Origin of the sequence: Nocardia sp. bgisy134, assembly GCF_965341865.1 — a bacterium.
In the GTDB taxonomy this organism is placed as follows: Bacteria; Actinomycetota; Actinomycetes; order Mycobacteriales; family Mycobacteriaceae; genus Nocardia.
Map to the genome: position 1 here is coordinate 44,435 of NZ_CBDQZP010000030.1, position 26,671 is coordinate 71,105.

At 69.1% G+C, this 26,671-nt stretch carries 26 protein-coding genes; 14 read left to right on the plus strand and 12 right to left on the minus strand.

Going from position 1 to position 26,671, the window contains the following annotated elements; genetic code table 11:
* Positions 1–22: 22 nt before the first annotated feature.
* The gene (locus tag ACRWNM_RS34380) at positions 23–2,308 is read right to left on the minus strand and encodes a LuxR C-terminal-related transcriptional regulator (protein WP_431972339.1); all 2,286 of its coding nucleotides are present in this window, start codon (positions 2,306–2,308) and stop codon (positions 23–25) included.
* Between the two features lie 58 nt (positions 2,309–2,366).
* Positions 2,367–4,046, minus strand: a complete 1,680-nt coding sequence (locus tag ACRWNM_RS34385; protein ID WP_431972366.1) for a 2-isopropylmalate synthase — start codon at positions 4,044–4,046, stop codon at positions 2,367–2,369.
* A 268-nt stretch (positions 4,047–4,314) separates the two neighbouring features.
* On the opposite strand from ACRWNM_RS34385, the gene ACRWNM_RS34390 reads away from it, so the two are divergent.
* Together ACRWNM_RS34390 and ACRWNM_RS34395 are read left to right on the plus strand one after the other, a co-directional pair.
* Positions 4,315–4,986 carry a FadR/GntR family transcriptional regulator gene (locus ACRWNM_RS34390; protein ID WP_431972340.1) on the plus strand — a complete coding sequence of 224 codons (672 nt, stop codon included), beginning with the start codon at positions 4,315–4,317 and terminating at the stop codon, positions 4,984–4,986.
* Positions 4,987–5,006: 20 nt separating this feature from the next.
* The gene (locus ACRWNM_RS34395) at positions 5,007–5,816 is read left to right on the plus strand and encodes an ABC transporter ATP-binding protein (protein WP_431972341.1); all 810 of its coding nucleotides are present in this window, start codon (positions 5,007–5,009) and stop codon (positions 5,814–5,816) included.
* Between the two features lie 24 nt (positions 5,817–5,840).
* On the opposite strand, the gene ACRWNM_RS34400 is transcribed toward ACRWNM_RS34395, so the two are convergent.
* Positions 5,841–6,353 (minus strand): hypothetical protein, encoded by a 513-nt coding sequence (locus ACRWNM_RS34400; protein ID WP_431972342.1) that lies wholly within the window; start codon positions 6,351–6,353, stop codon positions 5,841–5,843.
* Positions 6,350–6,718: a hypothetical protein gene (locus tag ACRWNM_RS34405; RefSeq protein ID WP_431972343.1), complete on the minus strand. Its 369-nt coding sequence runs from the start codon at positions 6,716–6,718 to the stop codon at positions 6,350–6,352. Before ACRWNM_RS34405 ends, ACRWNM_RS34400 begins: the two co-directional genes overlap by 4 nt.
* Before the next feature lie 21 nt (positions 6,719–6,739).
* Between ACRWNM_RS34405 and ACRWNM_RS34410 the strand changes: the two genes are divergently transcribed.
* On the plus strand, positions 6,740–7,333 hold the full coding sequence (locus ACRWNM_RS34410; protein WP_431972344.1) for a TetR/AcrR family transcriptional regulator: 594 nt from the start codon (positions 6,740–6,742) through the stop codon (positions 7,331–7,333).
* 9 nt (positions 7,334–7,342) lie between these two features.
* Here the strand turns inward: ACRWNM_RS34410 and ACRWNM_RS34415 are convergent, their stop codons facing one another.
* A complete protein-coding gene (locus ACRWNM_RS34415) occupies positions 7,343–7,996 on the minus strand; it encodes an HAD family hydrolase (RefSeq protein ID WP_431972345.1) in 654 nt (217 codons plus the stop codon).
* A 207-nt stretch (positions 7,997–8,203) separates the two neighbouring features.
* Between ACRWNM_RS34415 and ACRWNM_RS34420 the strand changes: the two genes are divergently transcribed.
* Entirely contained in the window at positions 8,204–8,875 is a 672-nt protein-coding gene (locus ACRWNM_RS34420; RefSeq protein ID WP_431972346.1) for a PaaI family thioesterase, read from the plus strand.
* On the opposite strand, the gene ACRWNM_RS34425 is transcribed toward ACRWNM_RS34420, so the two are convergent.
* Both ACRWNM_RS34425 and ACRWNM_RS34430 read right to left on the minus strand, forming a co-directional pair.
* Positions 8,847–10,346 carry a flavin-containing monooxygenase gene (locus ACRWNM_RS34425; RefSeq protein ID WP_431972347.1) on the minus strand — a complete coding sequence of 500 codons (1,500 nt, stop codon included), beginning with the start codon at positions 10,344–10,346 and terminating at the stop codon, positions 8,847–8,849. The genes ACRWNM_RS34420 and ACRWNM_RS34425 overlap by 29 nt on opposite strands.
* A gap of 260 nt (positions 10,347–10,606) precedes the next feature.
* Positions 10,607–11,035: a hypothetical protein gene (locus ACRWNM_RS34430; RefSeq protein WP_431972348.1), complete on the minus strand. Its 429-nt coding sequence runs from the start codon at positions 11,033–11,035 to the stop codon at positions 10,607–10,609.
* A gap of 220 nt (positions 11,036–11,255) precedes the next feature.
* Between ACRWNM_RS34430 and ACRWNM_RS34435 the strand changes: the two genes are divergently transcribed.
* The 8 genes from ACRWNM_RS34435 to ACRWNM_RS34470 all read left to right on the plus strand — a co-directional run bounded on the left by ACRWNM_RS34435 (position 11,256) and on the right by ACRWNM_RS34470 (position 19,484).
* A complete protein-coding gene (locus ACRWNM_RS34435; RefSeq protein WP_431972349.1) occupies positions 11,256–12,509 on the plus strand; it encodes a helix-turn-helix domain-containing protein in 1,254 nt (417 codons plus the stop codon).
* Between the two features lie 620 nt (positions 12,510–13,129).
* Positions 13,130–13,726 carry a toll/interleukin-1 receptor domain-containing protein gene (locus tag ACRWNM_RS34440; protein WP_431972350.1) on the plus strand — a complete coding sequence of 199 codons (597 nt, stop codon included), beginning with the start codon at positions 13,130–13,132 and terminating at the stop codon, positions 13,724–13,726.
* A gap of 1 nt (position 13,727) precedes the next feature.
* Positions 13,728–14,060: a hypothetical protein gene (locus ACRWNM_RS34445; RefSeq protein WP_431972351.1), complete on the plus strand. Its 333-nt coding sequence runs from the start codon at positions 13,728–13,730 to the stop codon at positions 14,058–14,060.
* A gap of 63 nt (positions 14,061–14,123) precedes the next feature.
* Positions 14,124–14,396, plus strand: a complete 273-nt coding sequence (locus ACRWNM_RS34450; RefSeq protein ID WP_431972352.1) for a LuxR C-terminal-related transcriptional regulator — start codon at positions 14,124–14,126, stop codon at positions 14,394–14,396.
* Positions 14,397–14,496: 100 nt separating this feature from the next.
* Complete coding sequence (locus ACRWNM_RS34455) at positions 14,497–15,168, plus strand: vWA domain-containing protein (protein ID WP_431972353.1); 672 nt, start codon at positions 14,497–14,499, stop codon at positions 15,166–15,168.
* The gene (locus ACRWNM_RS34460; protein ID WP_431972354.1) at positions 15,168–16,193 is read left to right on the plus strand and encodes a protein phosphatase 2C domain-containing protein; all 1,026 of its coding nucleotides are present in this window, start codon (positions 15,168–15,170) and stop codon (positions 16,191–16,193) included. The genes ACRWNM_RS34455 and ACRWNM_RS34460 overlap by 1 nt, the downstream gene beginning before the upstream one ends.
* Before the next feature lie 10 nt (positions 16,194–16,203).
* The gene (locus ACRWNM_RS34465) at positions 16,204–18,255 is read left to right on the plus strand and encodes a hypothetical protein (RefSeq protein ID WP_431972355.1); all 2,052 of its coding nucleotides are present in this window, start codon (positions 16,204–16,206) and stop codon (positions 18,253–18,255) included.
* A gap of 26 nt (positions 18,256–18,281) precedes the next feature.
* Positions 18,282–19,484: a serine hydrolase domain-containing protein gene (locus ACRWNM_RS34470; protein ID WP_431972357.1), complete on the plus strand. Its 1,203-nt coding sequence runs from the start codon at positions 18,282–18,284 to the stop codon at positions 19,482–19,484.
* Here ACRWNM_RS34470 and ACRWNM_RS34475 read toward each other — a convergent pair.
* Together ACRWNM_RS34475 and ACRWNM_RS34480 are read right to left on the minus strand one after the other, a co-directional pair.
* Positions 19,451–20,701 carry an acyltransferase family protein gene (locus ACRWNM_RS34475; RefSeq protein ID WP_431972358.1) on the minus strand — a complete coding sequence of 417 codons (1,251 nt, stop codon included), beginning with the start codon at positions 20,699–20,701 and terminating at the stop codon, positions 19,451–19,453. The genes ACRWNM_RS34470 and ACRWNM_RS34475 overlap by 34 nt on opposite strands.
* A gap of 5 nt (positions 20,702–20,706) precedes the next feature.
* Positions 20,707–21,543, minus strand: a complete 837-nt coding sequence (locus ACRWNM_RS34480; RefSeq protein ID WP_431972359.1) for an SGNH/GDSL hydrolase family protein — start codon at positions 21,541–21,543, stop codon at positions 20,707–20,709.
* A 186-nt stretch (positions 21,544–21,729) separates the two neighbouring features.
* Here ACRWNM_RS34480 and ACRWNM_RS34485 point away from each other — a divergent pair, with 186 nt between their 5' ends.
* Complete coding sequence (locus ACRWNM_RS34485) at positions 21,730–22,101, plus strand: hypothetical protein (RefSeq protein ID WP_431972360.1); 372 nt, start codon at positions 21,730–21,732, stop codon at positions 22,099–22,101.
* A gap of 406 nt (positions 22,102–22,507) precedes the next feature.
* Here ACRWNM_RS34485 and ACRWNM_RS34490 read toward each other — a convergent pair whose 3' ends face one another.
* Genes ACRWNM_RS34490 through ACRWNM_RS34500 form a run of 3 tightly spaced genes read right to left on the minus strand, consistent with a single transcriptional unit; the run spans position 22,508 to position 25,642 of the window.
* Positions 22,508–23,671: a sulfotransferase family protein gene (locus ACRWNM_RS34490; RefSeq protein WP_431972361.1), complete on the minus strand. Its 1,164-nt coding sequence runs from the start codon at positions 23,669–23,671 to the stop codon at positions 22,508–22,510.
* A 31-nt stretch (positions 23,672–23,702) separates the two neighbouring features.
* A complete protein-coding gene (locus tag ACRWNM_RS34495) occupies positions 23,703–24,479 on the minus strand; it encodes an SDR family oxidoreductase (protein ID WP_431972362.1) in 777 nt (258 codons plus the stop codon).
* The gene (locus ACRWNM_RS34500; protein WP_431972363.1) at positions 24,479–25,642 is read right to left on the minus strand and encodes a hypothetical protein; all 1,164 of its coding nucleotides are present in this window, start codon (positions 25,640–25,642) and stop codon (positions 24,479–24,481) included. Before ACRWNM_RS34500 ends, ACRWNM_RS34495 begins: the two co-directional genes overlap by 1 nt.
* A gap of 84 nt (positions 25,643–25,726) precedes the next feature.
* Between ACRWNM_RS34500 and ACRWNM_RS34505 the strand changes: the two genes are divergently transcribed.
* A complete protein-coding gene (locus ACRWNM_RS34505; RefSeq protein WP_431972364.1) occupies positions 25,727–26,632 on the plus strand; it encodes a helix-turn-helix domain-containing protein in 906 nt (301 codons plus the stop codon).
* Positions 26,633–26,671: the final 39 nt, after the last annotated feature.

Below are 26,671 nucleotides of genomic sequence, written 5' to 3' on the forward strand. Positions count from 1 at the left end.
GCCCTCCCGGCAGGGCCGGGACCTAGCGCAGATGCTCGGCGACCCAGCTCGCGATCTGGGTCCGGGAATCGAAACCGAGTTTGGTCATGATGTGGTCGACGTGGCTTTCCGCCGTCCGCACCGAGATCACCAGTTCGGCCGCGACGCGTTTGTTGCTGTACCCGGCGGCGACCAATTTGGCCACGTCCTTCTCCCGCCGCGTGAGCGCGTCGGCCGCAACGGGTTTGGGGGCACGCTCGACGACGATCGGCGCGGTGCCCAGCGCGTAGCGCACCGCCTCGTCGGTGTCCAGCGCGGCGCCGCTGTCGAAGGCGGCGCGAAACTCCTTGTCGCCCATCGCCCGATGCACCTGGTCGCGCACCTTGTCGCCGACCACCTCGGTCATCGCGTGCGCCAGCCGCTGCTTGCTGCCGTGCCGCACCGTGGACGCCGCGCCCATCAGTCGCGCCGCCCGCACCCGATCGCCTTCGGCGGCCGACACCCAGGCCAGCCCGTCGAAACCCGAAGCGGTCCAGACACATCGGTCGAACAGCCGGAACTGCTCGACCGCGTGCCGCAGGTCGACGGCGGCGCGGTCCTGTTCGCCGTGGCGCCAATGATTCGTGCCCACCGCCCAATACGCGAGCCCGCCGAGCAGATGCGAACCGTGCTCGGCGGTTCTGGCCAGGAAGTGTTCGGCGATGGCGTCGGCGCGCTCGTCCTCCAGCACGAGCGCGCACACGTAGGCGAAGGCGAAGCTCTCCATCTCCGTGCCGTGGTGGGTGACCTCGCCCGCGCGTTCGGCCGCCGTGAGCGCGATCTCCAGCGCGCGGTGCGGATCGTTGCCGCTGAAGGCCAGCAGCGCCGAGAGCAGCGTCGCCTCCACCAGGACCTCGGCGGCGTCGAGTTCGATGGCCAGCTCGACGCATTCGCGGGCGTAACGGGTGGCCTCGGCGTTGTCCGACAGCATCGCCGCGATCACCGAGGCGGCCGCGAGCGCCCTGGCCCGATCGACGGTGTGCGCCTTGTCCTTTGCGATCGCCTCCACCAGCCAGCGGTAGCCCTCCAGCAGGAACCGGTAGTGCTCCCAGAACGGGCGGAGTTCGGTCGCGATCTCCAGCGCCCGATGAGCGCCGTCCGGATCGGACAGCGAGAAGTGCAGCGCGGCACGCATATTGGCGTGCTCCCTGGTGACGTCGCGGAACCAGGTGACGTCCTCGCCGCCCCAGTAGGCGGTGCGGCCGCGGCGGGCGATGCGGTGGTAGTGATCGCGATGGCGGATGCGCACGGCCCGTTCGTCGCCCGCGGCGGACAGCCGGGCCAGCGCGAACTGCCGCAGCGGCTCCAGCATGGTGTAGCGGCCGCTGCCGTCGCTGTCGTGCCGGTGCCCGAGCACCGATTTCTCGACCAGCCCGGTCAGCGCGTCCACCAGCGCGTCGGGCGGATCCACCACGCACACCGCCTCGGCCGCGTCCAGATCGAAGCCGCCCGCGAACACGGCGAGCTGCTCCCACAGCCGCTGCTCGTCGGGCGTACACAGGTCGTAGCTCCAGCTGATCGCGGCTTCCAGCGTCTGCTGGCGGCGTGGTGCGGTGCGCAGGCCCGTGGTGAGCAGCCGCATCGCGTCGTCGAGGCGGGCCAGCACCTGGTCGGGGGTGAACATCCGCAGCCGCAGCGCCGCCAGTTCCAGCGCCAGCGGAATGCCTTCGAGCCGACGGCAGATCGCCGCCAGGACGCCGAGATTGGCTTCGGTGACCCGGAATTCGGGGTTGGCGGCCGCCGCGCGGTCGATGAGCAGGCGCAGCGCCTCGCTCTCGCCCGCGACGATCTCCCCGGTCAGCTCGTCGGCCGCGGGGACGGGCAGCGGGGCGACCGGCATGACCTGCTCGCCGTCTACGCCGAGCGGCTCGCGGCTGGTCGCCAGGATCCGCACGCCCTCGGTGGCCGGGATCAGCCTGCTCACCAGCGCCGCGCAGGCGTCGATGAGGTGTTCGCAGTTGTCCAGGACGATCAGCAGGTTCTTGTCGGCGAGGAACTCGACGAGCCCGGCCAGCGGAGCGCTGGTGTCGTCGCGCAGGCCGAGCGCCTGCGCGACGCTCAGCGCCACCAGATTCCCGTCGTGGACGTGGGCCACCTCGACCAGCCACACCCCGTCGGGAAACGCCCGCCGGACCGACTCGCCCACCCGCCGTGACAACCGGGTCTTGCCCACGCCGCCGGGCCCCGTCAGGGTGAGCAGCCGTGTGGTGGACAGCAGCCGTTTCGCCGCGGCGACCTCTTCCCCACGTCCGACGAAGCTCGTCACCTCCGCGGGGAGATTTCCTGTCACGTGCCGCACCACGCCGATTACCTTCGCACGTGCGGCCGACACGGCGGGCGTTTTGCCGCTATTCGGGCGCCGATGCCATGCGGTTGGCGGCCCGCACCAGGGCCGCGAGCGAGGCCGCGAGCACGGAGTCGCCGCGACCGCAGCACCAGCCGGTCCGCTCCCCCGCCCGGTATTCCAGATAGGCGATCGCACCGCCATCGCCTGCCGCGCCGATCGTCTGCTGAGTCAGGGTCAGCACCCGCACCGGCAGGCCCGCCGCCGCCAGCGCGGCGGTGAGCGCCTCGACCGGTCCAGCGTCGCGGTGCTCGCTGGTCGACGTCTCCCCGCCGACGGTGAGCGTGATGTCCGTGGTCGTGGCGCCGGTGTTCCACTGCTTCAGCACCACCGGAGCGGATTCGGCGTCCGCCAGGTACGCGGCGGTGAACAGCTCGTGCAGCTCCGCCGCGGTGATCTCCAGTCCGGTGTGGTCGGCGTGTACTTGGACGCGGCGGGCGAACTCGATCTGCCACCGCCGCGGCAGGTCGAGGCCGTATTCGGTGTGCAGCAGGTAGGCGATGCCGCCTTTGCCGGACTGGGAGTTGACGCGGACGACGGCGTCGTAGGAGCGGCCGAGGTCGGCCGGGTCGATCGGCAGATACGGTACGCGCCAGTCGATCTCGCGCTCCGGCCGCCCGGTCGCCGCGGCGCGGGCGCGGTGTTCGGCCATGCCTTTCTTGATGGCGTCCTGATGGGTGCCGGAGAACGCGGTGTGCACGAGCGCGCCCACGTACGGGTGACGTTCGTGGATGGGCATGCGGGTGCAGTACTCGACCGTGCGCGCGATCTCGTCCACATCGGAGAAGTCGATCATCGGATCGACGCCCTGCGCGTGCAGGTTCAGCGCCAGCGTCGCGAGATCGACGTTGCCGGTGCGCTCCCCGTTGCCGAAGACGCAGCCCTCCACCCGCTGGGCGCCGGCCAGCACCGCCAGCTCGGCGCAGGCGACGCCGGTGCCGCGGTCGTTGTGCGGATGCACCGAGAGGATCACGCTGTCCCGGCGGGACAGGTTGCGGTGCATGTACTCGATCTGGTCGGCGTACACGTTCGGGGTGGCCACCTCGACGGTGGCGGGCAGGTTCAGCACGACGGGTCGTTGCGGGGTGGCGTCCCACAGGGTCGTCATGCGGTCGCACAGGTCGAGCACGAAATCGGGTTCGGTCAGATTGAACACCTCCGGCGAGAACTCGAATCGCACCGAAGGCAGGTCACCGGCGAACTCGAGCACGTCGCGGCCGCCCGCCAGGATCAGCTCGCGCAGCGCGTCGCGGTCCTTGCCGAGCACCACCTCCCGCCAGGTCGGAGCGGTGGCCGTGTACATGTGCACGACCACCTCGTTGCGCAGGCCGCGCACGGACTCCACCGTGCGTTCGATGAGATCGCGCCGCGCCGGAGTGAAGACGACGATGGTCACGTCCTCGGGCGCGAGATCGGTGTCGGCGAGCAGTCGTACGAAATCGAAATCGGTCTGCGAGGCCGACGGGTAGCCGACCTCGATCTCCTTGTAGCCCATAGCGACCAGCAGTTCGAAGAAGCGCCGCTTCCGGTCGGGGTCCATCGGCTCGGCGAGCGCCTGATTGCCGTCGCGCAGGTCCACCGGGACCCAGAGCGGCGCGGCGGTGATCCGCGCGTTCGGCCAATCACGCTGTGCCAGTGGGACATCCACACGGTCGTAGACGCTGCGATACCGGTGCGACGGCATCCGCGAATGCCGCTGTCTGTTCCAGTCCGGCGCACCGGCGGCGAAAGGCCCGGCGGGGGTATCGATGGTGGGGAAAACGCTCGTGGTCATGGAGGTTTCTGCTGCTTTCCGGCCGAGGCGGCCTGCGCATACGAAGCGATGACCGGCCACGACGAAGCCCCACGGCGGGCGGCCGGTCGGTCAGGCCCCGCCGTGGCGGCTAAGCAGAAGCATGCGCGTCATGATGGCTAGACTATACACAACTCCTCAGACAAGTAGAGAGGTTCGGATGGTCTCGCAGGTTCGCCGCCACCCGCTCGCCGCACAGGCGGCCGAGCTGTTGCTGGCCCGTGTGCGCGCGGGCGAATGGCCGCTCGGACACCGCCTGCCCGGCGAGACGACGCTGGCCGCGCAGCTCGGCGTCGGCCGGTCGACGCTGCGCGAGGCCATCCGCGAACTGGCGGGCAAGGGCGTGCTCGACAGCCGTCAGGGCGCGGGGGTGTTCGTCACCGCGCTGGACGTGACCGAGGAGTGGGACGCGGTGCTGCGCCGCGCCGCCATCGCGTCGGTGATCGAGGCCAGGATCGCCATCGAAGCCGAGGCCGCCGCGCTCGCCGCCGCCCGGCGCACGCCCGCGGACCTGCGGACGATCCGGCGCGCCCTGGCCGCACGCGAGGCTCGGGGCGAGCCGGTCGATGAGCACGTCGACGCCGACATGGCGTTCCACCGCGCGGTCATCGTCGCGGCGCACAACGACGTGCTCACCCAGCTCTTCGACAGCTTCCTGCCCCGCCTGCGTCAGGCCATGATCGACATGCTGAAGATTCGCCCCGTGCCCTCCGAACCCGAGGACCACGAGGCGCACATCCGGCTGGTCGATGCCATCGCCCACCGAAATCCCACGGCCGCAGCCGAATTCAGCCGCGCCCATCTCACCGCACTGAAAGCGGCGTTCTCGTGACTGCCGAGGAAGGAACATCCGTGACCACACCCGTGCTCGAGCTGACCGACGTGACCTTCCGCCGCGACGGCAAGCAGATCATCGACGGCATCTCGCTCACCGTGCGCGCGGGCGAACACTGGGCACTGCTCGGGCCCAACGGGGCGGGTAAGAGCACGCTGCTCGGATTCTGCGGCGCGGTCACCTTTCCCACCTCGGGCACGGTGCGCATCTTCGGCGAGCGAATGGGGCGCGTCGAACTCGCGGCGCTGCGCCACGCGATCGGCCACGTCAATCCGCGCCATCCGCTGCGCTATTCGCTCACCGTTCGCGAGGTCGTGCTCACCGGCCTCACCGCCACCATCGACACCCCGATGCGCTGGACACCCACCGCGGAGCAGTTGCGCAGGGCCGACGCCATGATCGAGTCCGTCGGCCTGAAAGGCAAGGGGGACAACACCTGGCCGACCCTCTCGCAGGGTGAGCGCGGGCGCACGCTGATCGCCCGCGCGCTCGTCGCCGAACCACGGCTGCTGCTGTTCGACGAGCCGACCACCGGTCTCGACGTGGCCGCCCGCGAACAGCTGCTGGAGACCATCGACGGCCTCGACCGCACCCATCCCGAGGTCGCGTCGGTCCTGGTGACCCACCATCTCGAGGAACTGCCGACCAGCACGACGCACGCCCTGCTCATCGCGGAGGGCCGCACCGTCGCCGCGGGCCCGGCCCGCGACACCCTCACCACCGGCACCGTCTCCGCGGCCTTCGACCATCCCGTCGAGGTCGCGTACAACCGCGGACGCTGGACCGCGCGCGCGAAGGTCGATCCGCTTCGCACCTTCGCCCAGTGACGCGGACACCAGACCACGGAGCGCTCAGTCCCCGTCGCGGCGTGCGGCGTCGAGGCGAGCTTCGGCCTCGGCCAGCTCACGCAGTGTGAGCAACTGCTTGCGGGTCATGAAAACGTCACCGAAGGCGAGCGGCCGGGCGACGATTCGCGGTGTACCGAAGCGCGCTCGAACCACGAGCCGAGTGCCCGCCCCCTCCGGGCGCACGGCGTAGGTCACGGCGATCCGTCCGGCGACCAGCGTGATGTGTCGACCGAGGACGAACGACTTCAGGTCGAAGGCCGACATGAATCGCTGACCGACCTCGAGTTCGGTGAGATGCGGGTCGCGCTCACGCGGGCTGCGCTTGCCCCAGTTGTCCAGCAGATCGTAACTGTATGGCGCGACCCGCAATTGACACAGCCAGCTGTAGACCAAGCACGGCGACGCGGCGATGCTGATGGCCCGATCGGCTTGCAGCCCACGGGGTTCCAGCTCGTCGCACGGCAACGGAGCGTCGCGCTCGGCTTCGGTGGCGCCCCAGACCGTTCCGCTGATCATGCCGCGGCCGCGATTCGGCCGAGCATGCGCCGCACCACGAACGCGTGACCGCCGCTGCCGACCACCAGCGCGCGATAGATCCTGCCGTGCAGACCGGGAAAATCCCCTCTGCTCACGGCCCGCACCCTGGTCCGGCTCGGCCCCTCGTCATCGAGTTCGAAGATCAGCTCGTAACGGGAGAACCAGTGCTGCCCGTGCATCGCGAACCGGGCCGGTTCCTCGGCGGTGTCCAGGACGAATCCGGAGGGAACGGTGGCTGGGTCGTGCGGGTCCTTGCAGACGACTCGAAGCAGCGCTTTCCAGGTCCGGTCGCGATTCGCGTCGACTTCTCTGGCATGCTCGTCGATATAAGACAATCGCTCCATATAGAAGGAACGTACTAGTAGATGGCGCCACCCCGCAAGCACGACACCGATGTGATCCTCGACGCAGCGCGCGCCCTCGTGCTCGCCGACGGACCGCGCGCGGCCAGCGTGGCGGCCATCGCCAAAGCCAGCGGCGCGCCGGTCGGCACGCTGTACCACCGCTTCGGCAATCGCAACGGCGTGCTCACCGCCGCGTGGATTCGCGCGCTGGATCGCTTCCAGCAGCGGACCTTGGCGGCCGCGGACCACCCCGACCCCGTCGAGGCCGGGGTCGCCATGGCGGGCGCGGCCATCCGTTTCGGCCGTGAGCTGCCCGAGGACGCCAGGCTGCTGCTCGAGCTGCGCCCGCGCGACCTGCTCGACGGCGGCCCCGACGCGGAATTCCGCGCCCGGCTGGACCGGATGAACGCGCCGCTGATCGACCACCTGCGCCGCGTCACCCGCGACCTGTTCGGGACAGAAGGGCACCGGGAGATCGACGCGGTCAGCCGCGCGGTGGTCGACCTGCCCTACGCCGCCCTGCGCAGGCACGCGCACGCCCCGGCGCTGCCGGACTGGCTGGACGCCGACCTGGCCGCCGCCACCCGAGCCCTGCTCGAGTCGTACCGCCGCTGAGCAGCGTGTTCAGTCGCCCGCGACCAGCGCGGGGGTGAGTTCGTCGAGCCCGCCGATGACCTGAGCGGCGAGCGCGACGGCATCGGGGTCGAGCGGATACTCCGGACGCGGCGCGGCGATCACGCGCATGCCCGCGGCGTGCGCGGCGCGCAGCCCGTTGCTCGAGTCCTCCACGGCCGCGCAGTCGGTCGACTTCTTGCGCAGGAAGCCCGCGACCGCCACGTACACATCCGGCGCGGGCTTGCCGCGATCGACCTCCTCGGTGGAGAACGTCACGTCGAAGAACTCGATCAGCCCGGTGCGGCCGAGGACGGTGTCGATCAGCGTCCTGGGCGAGGAGCTGGCCACCCCGAGCGGCCAGTTCTCGCTCATCCGCTGCACCGCGGACACGGCGCCGGGCAGCAGCGGCACCGTCCGGTCGTAGTGCGCGGCCATCCGCTCGATGACGTCGTCGGCCACCCGTTCCGGCGGCTCGCCGACCCCGAGCTCACCGCTGAGATATTCCGACCACTCCCCCGTGCTCATGCCCATCAGTCGCTTCTGCGTATCCGGTAGCCAGCGGCCGCCCTTCTCGGCGACGTACTCGCGCCGCACCTGCTCCCAGACCGGTTCGGAGTCGATCAGCACGCCGTCCATGTCGAACACGACTGCCGTAATACGCATCGGTGCAACGCCTTTCGCCGTTCACGAGGGCACGCCCGCCGGGCCGTCACGGACCGGCCGCGCCGAGCTCGCGTGGTGTATCGGTAGACCTGATGGGTGAACGGGTACCCAGCGTAGGGGTGTCCGATTCCCCGCGCGGCCCGGGGCCGCCGGTAGGCGCCTCCCCCGCCGCGCGAGCATCCCACGGGCTACCGATAACTTGTTCTCATGAACGAAGAGCAGGCCGGCGCCCCGCTGCCGAACCAGGAGCACCACGAGGGCGGGTTCCGGCCGATGACCGAGTTGATCGACGCCGCGGCCAACGAGGTCGACATCTCCCGCGGCGGGCCGCACTACGGCGCCTTCATCGAACAGGTGCGCGGCCTGATGGACCGGGCCCGGCTCTCGTCGCCGTCCGACGAGCTGGCGCTGGAGACCATCGCCGTGCTCAAGGAGCTCAACGACAAGCTCGACGCCGCGGTCGTCGACGAGTGGTCGGCGCCCGCCTGGACCCGGGTCGACCTGCCCGCCCGCGGCAACGTCACGCTGCCGCCCTTCGTGGTGGACCGGGCGGACCGGGACGGCGTCGAGGCCCGCATCACCTTCCGCACGTACCACCTCGGCGGCAACAAGGCCGCGCACGGCGGTCAGATCGCGGTCGGCTTCGACGACCTGCTCGGCATGGCGGCCGCCGTGCACGCGGGCGGGGTGACCCGTACCGCCTCGCTCACCATCGACTATCGCTCGATCACCCCGTTGAACACCGAGCTGCGGCTGCGCGCGTGGGCCGAGCGCAGGGACGGCCGCAAGGTCTACGTCCGGGCCACCCTGCACGACGGCGATCGGCTCTGCGCCGAAGCCAACGGCCTGTTCATCGTGCTGAAGCCCGGCCAGCAGTAGCCGGGGGCCCGCCGGGCGCGGTCGCGAACCGATAGTTGGCCGGGTCGGGCGTGCGCTGCATCAGCGCGCGATGCCGGGCGGGGGTCCACGGCCACAGTTCCGGCTTGCCGTCCTTGCCGAGATACCAGCTCTGGCAGCCGGTGGCCCACACCGTCTTGGGCAGGGCGGCGCGCAGTCGCGCGTAATAGCGCTCGGTAGCGGCCTCGGTCGGTTCGACGGTGTCGAATTCGCCCGCGCACCAGCGGCGGATCCAGCCGAGGATGTGCTCGGCCTGCGTCTCGGCGATCAGCGTGAGCGGGTAGTTGCCCACCGGGCTGTGCGGTCCGATGAGCAGAAACATGTTCGGAAAGCCGGGCAGCGCAACGGTTTCGAAGGCCTGCGGCCCGTCCGCCCATGCCTGGTCCAGGGTGCGGCCGTCCGCGCCGACGATGCCCATCGGCCGCATGAAGGCGTGCGCGTCGAAGCCGGTCGCCAGCACCAGCACGTCCAGTTCGTGCACACGGCCGTCGGCCGTGACGACGCCGCGCGGCACGAGGTGGTCAACGGCGCTGGTCACCACGGCCACGTCGGGACGCTGGACGGCGCGGTAGAAGCCGCCCGAGATCACCAGCCGCTTGCACATCGGCTCGTACTCCGGCGTCAGCGCGGCGCGCAGGGCCGGATCGCGCACCGTGCGCAGGTTGGCCCGGCAGAACCCGGCGACCATCTCGCGCCTCGGCCCCGGCTCGATGAGCGCGCCCATGAGGAACTCGAAGATCCGGTGGGTGACCGCGTAGCCGAGTTCGTCGAGCACCGGGAAACGCCGATGCGCGGCGCGAGTGAGCCGGGAGTAGCGGCCGTTCGGCAGCGGCGCGACCCACTGCGCCGTGCGCTGGAACAGCGTCAGCCGCCCCGCTTTTCCGGCCAGATCGGTCACGATCTGCACACCGGTCGAGCCGGTGCCGAGCACACCGACGCGCTTGCCGGTCAGCTCGATGCCGTGATCCCAGCGCGCCGAATGGAAAGCCGCGCCCGCGAAGTCGTCCAGGCCGGGCAGGTCCGGCGTCCTGGGGTGGTGCAGGATGCCGGTGGCGCACAACACGAAGTCGTAGCGCTCGCGCGCGCCCTCGGCGGTCGTCACCGTCCACCGCCCGTTCGCGAACTCCGCGCCGCACACCTCCGCGCCGAACCGAGTGATGCTCGGCAGCCCGTACTCGTGCGCCACCCGCGTGAAGTACTCCTCGATCTCGGCCCCCGGCGCGAAGAACTGCGACCAGTCGGGGTTCTTCGCGAAGCGGAACTGATAGAACCGCGACGGCACATCGCAGGTCAACCCGGGATAGGTGTTCTCGCGCCAGGTGCCGCCGAACCGGTCCGACTTCTCGAAGATCGTGACATCGCGAAAACCCGCGCGCAGCAACGTGATCGCCATGCAGATTCCCGACATCCCCGCGCCGATCACCGCGATCGCGGGCTCGCGCGGCGCGCTCATCGGACGCTCCGCCCAACGAGACGACCGCCGCCACGGACCAAATCACGCATACGACACCGCGTCGCCTCCCGGTCGGCGGCCACCATCAGGCCGCGCCGACCCGGCGACGGCCCAGCCCAGTCCGCCGCCCGCACCGACCACAGCCGGGCGATGGCATCGGCCGTGACAAAGCACCGCGGCTTCGCTCTCATACTTCAACGCTATGGCGCGCGACCGTCCTGCGGAAGGCCTCGCGACGACAGGAGTCCGGAGAACCTCGCTCACCGCGTGACGACGAATACCCAGTACCCGATGATCAGCGCGGTCAACACCGCCGGGATGGCCGCCACGCTGGGGGTGACAGCCGCGCGGGCGAGGTCGCGGATCGGTCGGCCGGAGTCGGAGATCATGTCGAACGGGTGCGGGCCGGATGGCGACGGGGTCTGTAACTGCTGCGCTACGGAGGCGAAGAGGCGCCGGTAGCGGCGTTCCAGGCTCAGGTAGTACCCGTCCAGGCCCCAGAAGATCCACGCGGGCGCCAGCGCGGGCAGGATCAGCTCCGATCGATACTGGGCCTGCGCGGTGAGCAGCGCGAAGATCACCGAGACGAGGGTCACCGACCACCCGCGCACAGTGAACGACTGCTGACTCAATCGCGCGATGATCGTCTGCAATATCTCGAGATGCTTGACTCGGTAGTCGGTATTCATATGGGGCCGATCTCTTTCTGACACAGGGTGATTCGTCCACACGCCGGCGCGGCGGCCATCCGCCCTTTCTCGATATGCCGCACGGTTTCCGGCGGTACACTCGCGGAAACCGAAGGGTTGCTGGTGGCGCCTTCGGCACGCCCGCGGCGGCGCGGGCGCGACGAACGACGCTGTCGTGCAAGAAGTTCTGCGACCGGAGACGGTGGTTCTGGGGAAAGTGATGACACGAGCTGAATTCGGCCGAGAGCTGCGACGACGTCGAACCCGGCAGGGGTTGACCCTCGGCGAGCTCGCCGAGCTGGTGCACTACAGTCGCAGCCATCTGAGCAAGGTCGAGAACGGGCACAAGTCGCCTTCCGCGCAACTGTCGCGCAAGTGCGACGCGGTCCTGTCCGCCGGTGGCGAACTGCACGCGATGGCTCCGGCGGACACCCGGCCGGAGAGCGACACCGGGCCCGGCCCCGACGCACGCGAATACGGGCACACGCAATGGAACCTGCGCCTGTATTCCGATGGCTCCGGGACATTCGAGATCGGTGAAGCCGGCGCGCCCGCCGTGACCGAGCTGCCGCAGCCCGCCGCCGCCTCCGCCGACACGCTGCCCGGCCTGGCCGCTCTGTTCGAGGAGACGAAGCGCCTCGGCCGCACCAGCAGCCCCAGCCTGGTGCTGCCGATGGCGATCACACAGGCGCACGTCGCGGACTCCTCGGCCCGGCAGAGCACGGGTGAGGATCAGCGGCGGCTGCTGCGGCACGCCGCCCGCACCGCGGAGTTCGCCGGGTGGATGGCGCAGGAGTGCGGTGACGACCGGGGTTCGCTGTGGTGGACCGACCGCGCGGTCGTGCTGGCCTCGGTTGCGGGCGACGAACACATGACCAGCTATGCCCTCGTCCGCAGGGCCGTGGTGAGCCTGTACCGCGGGGATTCCTCCGCGACGACCGGGCCCACCGAGCAGGTGCTCGCCGACGACGCCATCCACCCCCGCATCCGCTGGCTGGCCGCGCTGGGCGCGGCGCAGGGGTACGCCATCGGCCTGGACCACGCCGGCGCGATGCGCGCCTTGGACACGGCCGCAAGCCTTTTCGAACAAGCGCAGCGTCTCGAGGGTGACGAACAGCTCGGCCCGTCGGCCATGCACGGTCGTCCCCTCCTCATCGAGGCGTGGTGCCAATACGATCTGGGCAACCTCGCCGCGGCCGCCGCGCTCTTCGAGCGGGCGATGTCGCGGCCGCTGCCCTCGGACCGCGATCACGCGCGATTCGGTACGCGCCACGCGCTGGTGTACGCCGCGCTGGGCGAGCCGGATCGGGCGAGCGAACTGATCGGGCCACTGCTCGATGTCGTGCGCTCGGTCGATTCGGCGACGATCCGCGCCGACCTGCGCGACTTCGCCCGCACGATCACTCGTTTCCGTGGGCACCCCGGGACTCATGACATCCAGGCTGCCCTGATGGCGGCTCTGGTCAAGCGCTGAACAGCGCGTTGTCCGTTGCCGGTCGATCGGGCAACGGACAACGGCTGTCGGGGCGCCGCCCGCTGCCGGATGCTGGAGCAGAGCCAGGATCGGCAGCCGCGGGCCGGGCGTATGCGCTTGCGACCGTGCGCCGTTCGCGATTCGCCTGCCCGGAACAAGAGTGATCTGCCGGTAGATCGGGCTCGGCGTCCGAGACCTGGATGTGGCAACGACGTCTGTTCGGACTGTGACCGCATATATACGGACCGGTGAGGATGGCGGTGGACGAATTGCAGCATTTATCGACTCCGGCACGAAATATGCGCGCACCGGGGCGCCGGGGTAATAAACCGACCGGCACCTTTTCGAAAGTCGGTGTGCGACCCTTCATTTCGTCGGTCCACCCGATACCCGCGTTCACTCGGCAAAATGCTGGCTACAGGTGCAGAATGAAACCGATCCAGCGGTGGGCCGGTAGTCCGGCGCGGCGCTGCGGGTATGCGTGGCCCGAAAGTGGAGCGCTCGAGGAGGGGGTACAGCGAACTGGTCGCCTGCTTTAACTTTCGCCCGCCCAGCAAGGCTCGGTCGCGCACAGAATCCAGCCGTGCGGAGAGACGTTATTTCGAGGGATTACCCGTCATATGAAAATTTTTCTGAATTATCGCACGATCGACAGCGTATACGCCGTCGGTCAGATCTCGAAGCAGATGGCGCGCCATTTCGGCAGGGTGCACGTCTTCCGCGACCAGGAATCGCTGGCGCTGGGCGTGCTGTACTCCCGTCGCATCCGCGCCGCGCTCGACGACAGCGACGTGATGGTGTCGGTGATCGGCCGGCACTGGCTCGATGCCCGTGACAAACGAGGGGTACGGTGCATCGACAACGAGCGCGACTGGGTGCGCATGGAACTGCGCACCGCGTTCGAGCGCGGTATTCCGGTCGTTCCGGTTCTGCTGGACGACACGCTGCTCCCGGTGCCGGGAAGCCTGCCGGAAGACATTCGGAAACTGACCATCTCGCAGGGGTGGCGCATCCGGCACCAATCGCTCGACGCCGATATCGCCGGTCTGATCGAGCGGTTGTCGCCCGGTACCGAGCCGCAGGATCCGTCCGCGTCCGGGCCGGCGCAGGCGCCCCCGCCGCCGGCGCAGACCAATTCCGCGACCAGCGGCGGCATCGTGGTCGCCAATCAGAACGGACCTCAGAATGTCACGTTGAACGATCCCAGCGGGAGATGAGGTGCGCTTCTTCCCCGGATCGAACAGCAATGTCAACGCACAGAATCAGGTAAATATCGCGAAGCGCGGCGGCACGGTGGTTTCCAGTCAGAACGGCCAGCAGACCGTCAATATCTTCCACAGCAATGCGGTGCGCAGAGTCCGCCTGTGGTACGTGCTGGCGGTCCTACTGCTGGTCGACATCGTGTTCATCTGGTACGCCCAGGCCGCCTACACCGGAGTTTCCGGCGACGGTGGCGACCAGTTCCGTGCGGCGACGAGCCTGCTGCTGATCGTCGCCACATTCGCGCTGGCGCGGCGATGTATCCGCGATCTGTTCGGCCGCTGGAAATAGAAGTGAACAGGTTTTCGTCGGGCACATCCGCGCGCGATGCACAATCTGGTGAAGGAATAGTTCATGAGCATCACATTCGATCACGAGGACGGCGTGTGCGGGATATCGAGGCGACCGGCCCTCAGTGGTCGCGAGATCGAGGTACTGCTGGCGTGGCTCGCTTCTGACTCGAAGGTGGAAGTCGGCCAGCGCCTGTATATCTCACCCGGCACTGTCAATACTCACCTGTCCCGGATCAGAGACAAGTATGCGGCCGTCGGCCGGCCCGCGCCCACCAAAGCCGCGCTCGTCGTGCGGGCGTTGCAGGACGCGCTCATCGGCATCGACGACTTGTAGTTCCCGGTGCGCTGTCCGTCGAATGGCCGACAGTGGAATCGGTTGCGCGACTGTAGTGTTCGGCGTGCTCGGGCGAAGCGGGAAAGGGAGTGTGAGCTGAATGAACGAACCGAAGGCAACCGTGCTGCCGGTCTATTTCGTTGCCGACGAGTCGTATTCGATGGCCGACGATGTGGGCGATCTGAATGCCGGGCTGGTCACCTTGTTCGACACCTTGCAGGGTGAATCGATGGCCGCGGCGAAGGTCAGGTTCTGTGTCCTGGGATTCTCCGATGACGCGCTGTGCTACCTGGAGCCGAGCGATCTGCGGTACGTGGACGGCGTACCGGAACTGCGTGCCCGTGGTTCGACGTCGTTCGCCGCGGCCTTTTCCGAATTGAGCAACCGTATCCCGCGCGATATCCGGGCACTGAAGTCCGACGGTTATCTGGTGAACCGGCCTGCGGTCTTCTTCCTGACCGACGGCGCCCCGAATCCCGGCGACGGCTGGGAGGCGGCGCACGCGCGACTGATGAGTTTCCCCGCCCGCCCGAACATCTTGGCTTTCGGCATCGGACAGGCCGACGCCGATGTGATCCGGCGAGTGGCGACCAACGCGAAGTACGCGTTCATCGCCGCGGCGGGGACCGATACCGGTGTCGCGATCTCGAAGTTCGTCACCGCACTCACCCAGTCGGTGATCAATTCGGGTACGGCGCTGGCGACCGGGCAGGCGACGTTGCAGGTGGAGAAGCCCGACGACTTCGTCTCGCTCGATGTGGATACCGTCTGATGGGCTGGTTGGGCAAACGGAACAAGCACGACGAGCAATCGGCGGCGGATTCGTCCCCGGAAGCGGAGGCGGAAGCCGAAGCGGACGTGGCGGCGCCCGAGCTCGCAGGCCGCCCGGACGCCTCGGGGGAGGCACAGGCGCCGGGCTGGCCGTCGAGAGGGCCGATCGTCGTCGGTGCGCCGACGCCCGCGTTCGAGCCCAAGGCGGTGGACAAGGAGTACGGCAGGACGCCCTATCGGGCCGACACCGTGATCGATGGCTGGTCCAGCGGTGCGTTCACGGTGCGGGCGGCATCGGTGCGGGGGTATCTGCACCGGTACGGCGGCGCGCCACGCCAGGACGATTTCGCCATCACCGTCGACCCGGAGCGTCAGCGCCTGGTCGTCGCCGTGGCCGACGGTGTGTCGTCGGCCAAGTACTCCCACGTCGGTTCGTCCACCGTCGTCCGCTATGCCACCCGATGGCTGGAGGAACCGCCGGAACCGCTCGACGACGGCGGCTGGCACACCCTGTTCAAGAGCGCCGCGTGGACGCTGACCGAACAAGCGGCGGCGGTGCTGTCGCTGCCGGAGGCCGACGCCGAACAGGCGGAGCGGATGCTCGCCACGACCCTGGCTTGCGCGGTGTGCGAACCCCACCCCGACGGCGGCCTGTCGGCGGTGGTCGCCGCCGTCGGCGACTCCGGTGTCTGGTTGCTGACCGACGGGACATTCGTCCCGGTACTCGGTGGCAAAGAGCAGTCGCCCTCGGGGTTGTCGTGCTCGGCCGTGGTCGGTCTGCCCAGGGTGCCCAACGACGTCGCGCCCCAGCCGGTCATCATCGAGCCCGGTCAGGTGCTGCTGGTGGGAACCGACGGATTCGGCGATCCCCTCGGCAGTGGGGAGGGCGGCGTCGGCGCGCTGTTCGCGGGGTTGCTCGGTGACCGGGTGCCCTCACAGATCGAATTCGCCCACGCGTTGGACTTCTCGCGGGAAACGTTCGACGACGACCGGACGCTGGTGGCCATATGGCCACCGAGCAGCTGACGGAGCCACCGTGGCGCAGCAGCGTTTGAAACGCGGGATGCTGGGGGCGGTGCAGAAGCTGGCGTCCGGGGGCCAAGGGGTGGTCTACCTGGCGCCGGGTGTGCAGATGGCGCACGCGAAAACGATGGTGTTCAAGGAGTACAAATCCCCGGTGTTGCCGAACATCCGGGTCGACGTGCTCGAGGACATGCCCTCCTACCTGGAGTCGTTGCCGTTCAACGAAGGAATGGAACTGCTGAAACGGGCGGCGTGGCCGTGCCGGCTGGTCGAGGAGGATCACTCGGCCACCGTGCTCGGATTCGTGATGCCCGCGATTCCGGACGAGTTCTTCGTCGACATGGTGACGGTGGCGGGGACTCGGCGAATGACCGCCGAGTTCCAGCATCTGCTCAACGACGACGTCTACCTGGCCAAGCGCGGCATTCCGCTGTCCGATCGCGCCAGGTACGAACTGCTCGGTGACGCGGCGGAAGCGCTGACGCTGCTGCATCGCCATCACATCGCGGTCGGTGACCTGTCGCCGAAGAACCTGCTGTTCTCGCTGCGACCGGAACGGCAGGTGTACTTCATCGACTGCGACGCCATGCGGATGCGCTCCCGATCGGTCAGCGATCAGTTCGAGACACCCGACTGGGAGGTCCGGACGGTCAGTGCCGGTGAGGAATTGGCGACCCCGCAGTCCGACGCCTACAAGTTCGCGCTGCTCGTGCTGCGCCTGCTGGCCGGTCACCAGAGCACACGGGACCCGGACCGGCTGCCCGCCGGTGTGCCCACCGCGGTGCGTCAGCTCGTCCGCACCGCGCTGTCCGCCCCGGTCGGTCAGCGGCCCCGCCCGGCGGACTGGCTCCAGGCGCTCAACGCCGCCGCCGCGGGCGCGGGCACTCGGACACCGGTGGCGCCGCCCCCGGTCGTCCAGCCCAGGACCGGCCATCCGCGGCCGCAGCAGGCCGGCGGGGGATACACCCCGCCGCTCATTCCTTCGCCACGCCGCAACCCGTGGTGGCAACGGGTTCCGTTGCGCGTGCGTGTGATCGGCGCCATCGCCGCCGTGGTCGTGGTCGCCGGATTGCTGACCAGCATCACCTCGAGCGAGGACGACCCGCCCCGCGCCGGTGGGTCGCTGCCCGTGGCCGCCCCGGCGGCGGTGAACACCACGATCCCGGTCGGTGTGCAACCGTGGGGGGTCGCCGTCGATACCGGGACCGCCACCGTGTTCGCCACCAACAGTCTGAGCAACTCGGTGTCGGTGTACGACACCGAGACCGGCGCCACCGCATCGATCACCTCGCCCGACTTCGCGAAACCGACTGCGATAGCGGTCGATTCGGCGGCCGGCCTGGTCTTGGTGACCAACGCCGGCAACGGATCGGTGTCCGTCATCGGTGCGCGTGACCGAGCTGTCGTCGGCCGGATCGCCGTCGGCGCTGGCCCGTACGGGATCGCCGTCGACCCGGCCGGACGGACCGCCTATGTCACGAATTTCGAGGCGGGCACGATGTCGGTCGTCGACCTGCGATCCAGGGGCGTCGTCGCGACGATCCCGGTCGGCAGTCACCCGTACGGCGTGGCCTTCGATCCGGCCACACGTAGCGTCTTCGTGGCGATCGCCGGCCCGCCCGAGTCGGTCGACCGCAGGGTCGCGGTCGTGGATGCCGTGGCGCTGTCGGTGGTTACGTCGATCCGAGTGGGCAACCAGCCGTGGGGCGTGGCGGTCGACACCGACACCAGTACCGCGTACGTGACGAATCATGCGGACGGCACGGTGTCGGTGATCGATACGCGCACGCGCGCGGTCACCGCGACCGTGCGCGTGGGAGCCGGGCCGGTCGGCGTCGCGGTGGATCACGCGAGCCGGACGGTGTTCGTGACCAACCACGGACTCGACGATGTGCGGTCGGAGAATTCCGTCTCGGTGATCGACTCCCGCGACAGCGTCACGACGGAGACGATCCGCGTCGGGGCCCGCCCGCACGGGGTCGCGGTGGACCCGGCCGCGGGCCAGGTCTACGTGTCCAACTTCAACGGCGGCACGATGTCCGTCCTCGGAAACAGGGGCAGATGACCTTCTTTCGCAGTGGGAGCCGGCGTGTGTCCCGGGTGGGCGTGGTCGCCGTATGCGCGGTGGCGCTGGTGTCCGGCGGCGGTTCGGTGCCGCACGAGTCCATGGTCGAGGACGCCGCGGCACACGAATCCGCGGCGCTGGGCCGGATCGCGGAACCGATCGTGCGCGAGGTGCTCGACGCACTGCTCGTCCCGGCGGCGGTGGTGCACATCCGCACGCCGAATACGTTCTGGGAGGGGGCATTCGGGGGTCGCGCTCGCGGGAGGGACGATCCAGTGCGGGTGCACGACTTCTTCCGCGTCGGCTCGACCACCAAGACCATGGTCGGCACAGTCGCGCTACAACTCGTCCGCGAGGGCAGGCTCGCGCTCGACGATCCGGTGTCGCGGTACCGCGCCGGTGTTCCGAACGGAAACAGCATCACCATCGCCGAATTGCTGAACATGCGCAGCGGTTTGTTCAGCTACAACGAGGATCCGTCGTTCGCCGCGGCGATGGACGACGATCCCGGCCGGGTATGGCAGCAGGACGCGCTGTTGCGGATCGGGTTCGGCTCGGCGCCGTACTTCGCACCCGGCACCGACTTCCGGTACTCGAACACGAACACGATCCTGTTGGCGGCGGTGCTCGAACAGATCACCGGGCAGGACATCCGCACGTTGCTGACCGACCGGATCTTCGTTCCGCTCGGCATGTCCAAGACGTCGTACCCGGAGCCAGGCGATGCCTCGCTGCCTGCACCGTCGCCGCGAGGATACCTCTACGGCACCAACACCTCGGCGCTGGTCTCGGCGGTACTGCCCGACGACCAGATCGCCGCGGCCCGCACGGGCGCCCTGCTGCCCACGGACGTGACGAACCTCGACCCCTCGTGGATCGGTGCGGCGGGTGGTGTCATCTCCACCGCGCAGGACCTCGCGCACTACGTGCGCACGCTGGTCGGCAGCGACGAGCTGATCGGACCGGTGTTGCAGCGCGAACGCCTGAACAGCGCTGCTCCGCTGGACCGGCGGGATCCCGCGGGCATCCGCTACGGTCTGGGGCTGGAGTCGTTCGGCCCGATGGCCGGCCACGACGGCGCCATTCCCGGCTTCCAGACGTTCATGGGCTACGACCCTGTCACCGACGTCACCATCGTAGTGCTGTGCACACTGCGCGACGGGCCCGCGGGCGGGCGGCCCGCGAACGAGATCGCCTACCGCTTGGTCAGAGCCTTGATCGGGGATTGAGCCGGTGGCGCCGTACGCCGGTCGTCCCGCGGTGACCTCTTCGCGACGCGATTCATGAGGGGTTTGTCGACGCCGTGAAAGATGGCGGCGGCGGCGAGGATCGATGCGAGGAAGCTGACTCCGGTCCACATCGCCCAGCCCCCGATCGAGTACCGATGCCCGCCGATGAACAGCCGGGCGATGAGCACCATCACCGGGAACTGGATCATGTAGAACGCGAACGAGATGTCACCGAGCCAGACCAGTGGCCTGCTCGCGTTGAGGCCGGAGACGCCCGCCAGATCGCGGGCGGCCAGGGTCGCCACCACGGCGGCCATGGGGGCCACCAGCAACGCCGACATCTTGTAGTTGAGCGGGACGAACCAGGTCGCGCCATAGGCGAGGGCCAGGGCGGCCAGCGGTGTTCTCAGCCGGGTGTTGCGCCATACCTCTTCGGCGACCATGCGGGCCGCGAGGACGCCCACGTAGAACTCGGGCAGTCGCGATGCGGGAAAGGGATAGCTGAGCCAGTACGAGGCCGGGATGGGGATGTCGGATTGCGCGAACCACTGTGGTGAGACATGGATTTCGAACTCGGGTGAGACGTCACCGGGGAGCAGCCGGGCCGCGAAGACGTTGGCGGTGTCCTTCGGTCCTTCCACCCAGAGATGAAAGCCGGTGTGCAACATCATGATCGTTGCCAGCAGAACGGCCGCGGCCACCCACAGCCGATGTGTCGGGATCCGAGCGACGAGCGGCAGCGCGAGTGGAAAGCTCAGGTAGAACAGCAGTTCCGCGCACAGCGACCAGGACGGCACGTTGAGCCCGCCGAGCGTGGTCCACTTCGGCACCCAGGTGTGCACGAGCAGCAGGTTCGGCAGCCACACCACCGGGCGGGCCAGCGGCGCCGCGACCACGAGCACGAGCACCAGCGCCGAAATCACATGGGTGGGATAGATCTTGAGGATCCGGCGCAGGTAGTACCCGCGCACCGGCATCCCCCTGCGGAACGACCAGCAGATCACGAAACCGGAGAGGACGAAGAAGAAGGTCACCCCCGCCGCGCCCTGCTGCATCGGGACGACATCGTGGATGGCGCGGAACAGTTCGGACTTCTGGAACGGGTAGACCGGCAGGAACACCAAAGCGTGCAGGACGAAAACCGCTGCGGCCGCCCACCATCGCGCACCGGTCAGCGCGGGCAGTCGGGTGCCCGGTGCGCACGGAGCAGCGGGCACGGCGCTCAGAGCCCGAACCGCTCTTGGACTTGCGCGGCGACCGCGGCGTTGCCCTGCGCGTTCGGATGGATGGGCGCGCCGTCGAACAGCGATTCGGCGCCGTCCAGGCCGCTGATCCACGGTTCGGCCGAGCAGCTGCCGTGTCCCGCGGTGATGGCGCGGACATCGATGAACTCGACGCCGAGCAGCGCCGCCGCTTCTCGCTGCGCCTGCTGGATCCGGTCGAGGTAGGCAATGTAGCCTTCCGCGCGCGGTTGCACGACCCGCCCGATTCCGGCGAGATCCATGCAGGCGGCCTGCTGTCCCGACAGGAAGACCTCCGGGTATCCGACCAGGGCCACCCGCGCATTCGCGGCGTGGTATCGCACGAACGCCACGACGTCGCGCACCCGATCCGCGTAGCCTGCGCCGGTGACAGCGCGGTAGTCGGGCAGCCGGTGCTGTTCGGTGGCGTCGAATCCGCACCCGGCGACGATGTTGAGCAGACAGTCGGTCGAGGGGAAGGCCGTCCCGGTGGAGGCGCCCCACACGTCGTTGAGTCCCATCTGGATCAGGACGACGCGCGTGTCTGCGCCGAAAGCGTTCTGCGCGGAGGCTTTCCGGGCCTGGTGGACCAGAGTCCAGCCGTGCCCGGTGTCGATCGTGCCGCCGTTGCAGGACACGTCCACGAACCGCGGGGTCTCCGCGAACCGGCTGGCTCGCGCGAGTTGATTCGGCCACGAGGAGGGTGATCGTGTGCACCCGTCGTCGGCGTGCCCGATGACGGGTGCGGTGGCGGTGAACGAATCGCCAAGGACGACCGTCGTCGCCCCGCCGGGCGGATCGGCCACCGCGGTAGCCATCGCGGGCAGGGTGACCGCTGACATCGCGGTGAGCACTGCGGCAGCCGAGGACCTCGCCCGGCGGAATCTCATGGGTATCCAATCGCTGTACGGCACAACGCACTTCAGTATTGCCTCGCGGCCGCGGTGGCGGTGTCGGTCGAACGGACGACTGCGGCGGCCCACGCCCGCGGTTAGCCTTGCGCCGTGTCCGTCCAGAAATACCGAATTCGCTGGTCCACGGTCGCGCTCGCCGCGGCGCTGGTGCTCGCCGGCTGCGGTGCGAGTTCCGATCCGGCGCCTGCCGAATCCCCCGCGGTCGCCACGAATTCGGGGACGAGTGCGACGCCCGCGCCCACGCAGGCCCCGGCGGCCGTCGCCGCCGATGATGTGCCCGACGTCGGGGACCCGCCGGAATCCGCGCCGCCGAACGCGGGGGCAGGCGCGCCTACCGGCGCTCCCGAACCGCAGCCGCGCGTTGTGCCGCACACGCAGCAATCCGCGCCTCCCGCCGAGCCGCCTCCCGCCGAGCCGCCGTCGCTGCCCGACCCCGGTTTCGAGCCGCGCGCCGGATACTGACGCACGGCGGTATTGCACGTCACGCTGAGGAACTCACGCCTCTCTCGAAGAGCGGCGGCGCCGCCGACCGACCCCGACACCCAGGTGGCGGTCAACCGGCAACCGCGGTCGCGCAAGACTCGGGATGAAGACACGCGTTTCATCGGTGGCGGGTTCGGCCACCGAGGCGGTACCGTCGTGGGAGAAAACCACCGCGAACGCCGATGTCACGCCAGGGTTGCACTCAGCGCAACTGCGCACTGGATGTCTTATCCAGAATGGAATCCGGCACTCGTGGGCCGAAAGTGGTTAATTCGCACCACAATTCGTGAGTCCAAGCCCGATCTCAGCCGAAATTGCATGCGATGCAACTTTGCACGGCATGTCAGGTTTGCCGGTCGACCGCGCGGGCCGACCGGCGAAACCCTCAGCGATTCGGGAAGTGCACCGCTCGGTACTCGCCGAACCGTTCGTCGACCTGATCCACTGTCAGACCGAAATCGTCGAGCGTGTACTGGTGCGACGGACGCGCCGCGCCCGTAGTGCTCTCCGCGTGCAACGCCGCCATCGCCGCCTCCGCGTCGGCGCTCAGCGGGAGACCGAAGTGCCGGTAGACGGAGCGCACCGTGTCGATCGGGTCGGCGACGAAGTCGTCGTAGTACACGTCGACGAACTGATCGGCGTTGTGCCGCTTGCGATCTTCCAGGAAACGCTGCGCGCCGCGGGCCCACAGATCCAGCTGCGTCCGGCCGACCACCGGACCGCGGAACTTCTCCGACCACCCCGCCGACGCCTGTTCGTTGAGGCTGCACACCGACGCGATGATCGTGCGCGGATCGCGGTGCATCTGGATGATCAGCGCGTCGGGGTACACGTCGAAGATGGCGTCCAAGGCGAACAGGTGGCTCGGATTCTTGAGTACCCAGCGACGATTCGCGTCCGGCAGCCCGATCAGCTGCAGGTTGCGCCGATGCCTGCGGTAGGCGACGGTCCAGTCGCGGCCCGCCAGCCATTCCGAATACCCGGGCAGGTAGGCCAGGCATTCGTAGGACACCGACATGGCCGACTGCCGCAGCAGCTGCCAGCACTCCTCCACCTGATCGGCCGAAATGTGGTGCACGCCCATGAATTCGGGATGCTCGACGTGATGCTTCTCGAACGCCGCCTCGATGCGCTGGTACACCGGATTGTCGGCCCAGGTCTCGCGCGGCGGCCGCGGCTGCGGCATCTCGGTCAGCCACATCTCCAGGCCCTGGTGCGCGGGATCGGCATTGAGCAGCCGGTGCACGGCCGTGGTCCCCGAGCGCGGCAGGCCGGTGACGAAGACGGGCCGTTCGATCGCGACGTCGGCGTGTTCGGGGTGCCGCTGCCAGGCGTTCTCGCTGAGCAGCCTGGCGATCAGCGCGCCGCGCAGGAACGCGCGGTTGACCTTGTTGCCGAACGGCGTCAGCTCGGCGTCCGCGGCGTAGGAGTCCAGGAGCACCTGGAGCCCTTCGCGATAGTCGTCGTCGCCGAAATCGTCGAGCCCGACCACCTTGGTCGCCGAGGCGTGCAGATCCTCGACGGTGCCGACGTCGTCCCTGCCGATCATGCTGTGCTCTCTCCTCATCGGTGGTGTTCGATCAGTGGTGGTACTCGCCGCCGTTGACGTCCAGACATGCGCCGGTGATCGCCCGCGCCAGCGGCGAGGCGAAGAAGACGACGGCGTCGGCGATCTCGTCGGGCTCGGGCAGCTTGCGCAGGTCGATGGTCGACGCGGTCTCGGCGTAGACCTCTTCCGGCGTGATCCCCCGCTGCTGGGCGAGGTAGTTGAAGTACCACTTCAGGTTGTCGGCCCAGATGTAGCCCGGCGCCACCGAGTTCACCCGGATGCCCTGGGGACCCAGTTCGGTCGCCAGGCTCTGCGCCAGCGCCAGCAGGCTGGACTTGGCCATCTTGTACGGGCCGAAGGTGCGCCGGGAGTGGCGCAGCACGGCCGAATTGATCATCACCACCGAGCCTTTCGTCTCGGTGAGCGCGGGCACGAACAGCCGGGTCAGGCGCAGCGCGGCCAGCACGTTGGTCTCGAACCCGGCGCGCACCTGATCCAGGTCGACCACGGCCAGATCCGCCAGCGGCGGAATGGCGAAGGCGTTGTTCACCAGCGTGTCGACCCGCCCGAACGCGCCGGTGGCCGTCTCGACCAGATTCGCCACCGCCGCTTCGTCATTGATGTCGGTGGGCACCACCACCGCGCGCCTGCCGACCTCGGCGATCTCCTTGGCGACCTCGGTCAGCCGCGATTCGGTGCGCGAGGCGAGCACCACGTCCGCGCCCGCCTTGGCCGCCTGCACCGCGATGGCCCTGCCGAGCCCCGGCCCCACACCGGAGACCACAACCACCTTGTCCTGCAACAACATCAGCCGAGCATCCTCTCCGCGACGGCGACCTGACGGGCCGCGATCCGTGCTTTCCATTCCTCGGGCGTCACCCGCGCCTGCTCGTAATAGGGCAACCGCGTGGGTAATTCGTCGACCGCCACGATCTCCACGGCCGGCCCGTCCTCGGGTTTGAGGTCGCGGGAGAGCCGCTGCCAGCGGAACTGGAGGTAGCCCCTGGCGTGCCCGGTGCGCTCGATCCAGTTCGCCAGGCCGGGGTCGCGCTCGCTGACCACCAGCCGGATCATCCCGTCCGGATCGACGCGGGCTTGGTCGGCGGTGAGGCTGGTCTGGTGGTTGATGTAGTCCAGCGACAGGTACCACATGCTGCCCAGCTGGAAGCCCTGGTAGGGCGCGTCCGACTCGGGCACCGTGATGATCATGGCCTGGTCGTCGGCCAGCTCGTAGTGCCCTGCCGAGGAGAACTGGGTGGTGAGCCCGCCGGGGGTGGAGCGCGGTTCGGTCATGGTGTTCACCGGCAGGTTCAAGTAGAACCACTCCGGGAAGGCCAGGAACGTCTTCAGCCGGGACAGCAACATCTTCCCCGCGATCCCGTAGCGCTTGGTCAGCAGATCTTTGGTGAGCGGGGGCGGCGCGTCGCCGATCGTGTCGACGCGCTGGATGCGCAGGGTGCCCGGCTTCTCGGTGGCCCAGTCGCTGAAGACCTCGCGCACCACCAACATGGCCGAGTCGGGCGCGAGGTGCACGTAGCCCGGCCGCGCCTCGCCCGGCCCGAGCCGCAGCTCGTAGGAGCCGTCGGCAGCCACGTCCAGCGCGCGATCGTCGAAGGCGGTCTCGCTGTCGGGCACGTCCACCGGCGAGTAGTTGCCGTTGAGCACCTGGAAGCTGAGGTCCCTCGTGGTGCCGCGGGTGCCCGTCACCAGGTATTCCGCGTCCGGCCGCAGGTAGGCGTGGAAGTACAGGGTGTCGGGGTTGTCCAGGCCCATCTTGGTGTAGGGGCCGGTCGACTGGACGAAGAACGGGAAGTCCCGCTCGTAGGCCCACGCCATCTGCAGGGCCGCGCGAATGCTGCCCGCCAGGTAGTCGTAGCCCTCCACGAGGTCCTGTTCGGTCCTGATGTGCGGCGCTTCGGTGATGATCTGCTCGGCGGCGGCGATCGCGTCCGCGAACGGCTGGGTCAGCAAGAGGCTCTCCCGGGTGGTCCAAATATGTACCGCTCTGGTACATTTCGATACGAGCAAGATTAGAACGTGTTCTAGGAGTTGTCCATGGTCGCGCGCCGATCCGCCCCCACCGAGCGGGTGGTCCAGGTACTGGATTTCCTCGTCGAGCAGCGCGGCAAGCGCTTCGGGCTCTCTGAGCTGGCCCGCGAGCTGACCATGGCCAAGCCCACCTGCCTGGGCATTCTCACCGAGCTGACCGCGGGCGGCTACCTGGTGCGCGATCCGCACACCCACGTCTACGGCCTCGGACCCGCGCTCATCGCGGCGGGCCGGGTGGCCCAGGACGGCTTCGCCATCCCGGCCATCGCCCGCGCCGAGCTGGCCGAACTCAGCGCGCGCTACCGCACCACCTGCACCGCGTCGGCCGTGGTCGGCGACCGGATCTCGGTAATGGAGAGCACCGGCCCCGGCATGGTGAAGATGGGCGCGTCCTACCACTTCGCGCCGCCCGTCGGCTTGATGTACGTGCTGTGGGACACCGACGCCGCGTTCGACGCATGGCTGGCCATCCCGCCCACCGTCCCGCTCCAGCAGGACGAGATCCGGCTGCGCCAGGTGGTCGCCGAGTGTCGCGAGCGCGGCTATCTGGTCGAAAGCCTGACCGCGGCCGGGCGGCGGCTGTACTCGCTGCTGGCCGGCGTCGCCGCCCGCGATCTGCCCGACGAGCTGCGCGAACTGGTCGGCGAGCTGGTCACCAGCCTGGGCGAACGGGTGTATCTCGGCGCCGATCTCCGGCCGCGCAAGGAGCACCCGGTGAGCCTGCTCGCCGCGCCGACCTACGGCGGTGACGGCAGGCAGAACATGGTGCTCACGATGTACGTCGGCACGTCCATCACCGGCGCCGAAATCGCCCGCCGCGGAGCGGCATTGGTCGCCGCGGCGGACGCGGTGACCAGCGCGTCCGGCGGCCGCAAAACGCCCGAAGACCGCACCGCGGGCCGACCCGGATAGCCCGGAGCGGGGGGGGGGGGGGGGGGGGGGGGGGGGGGG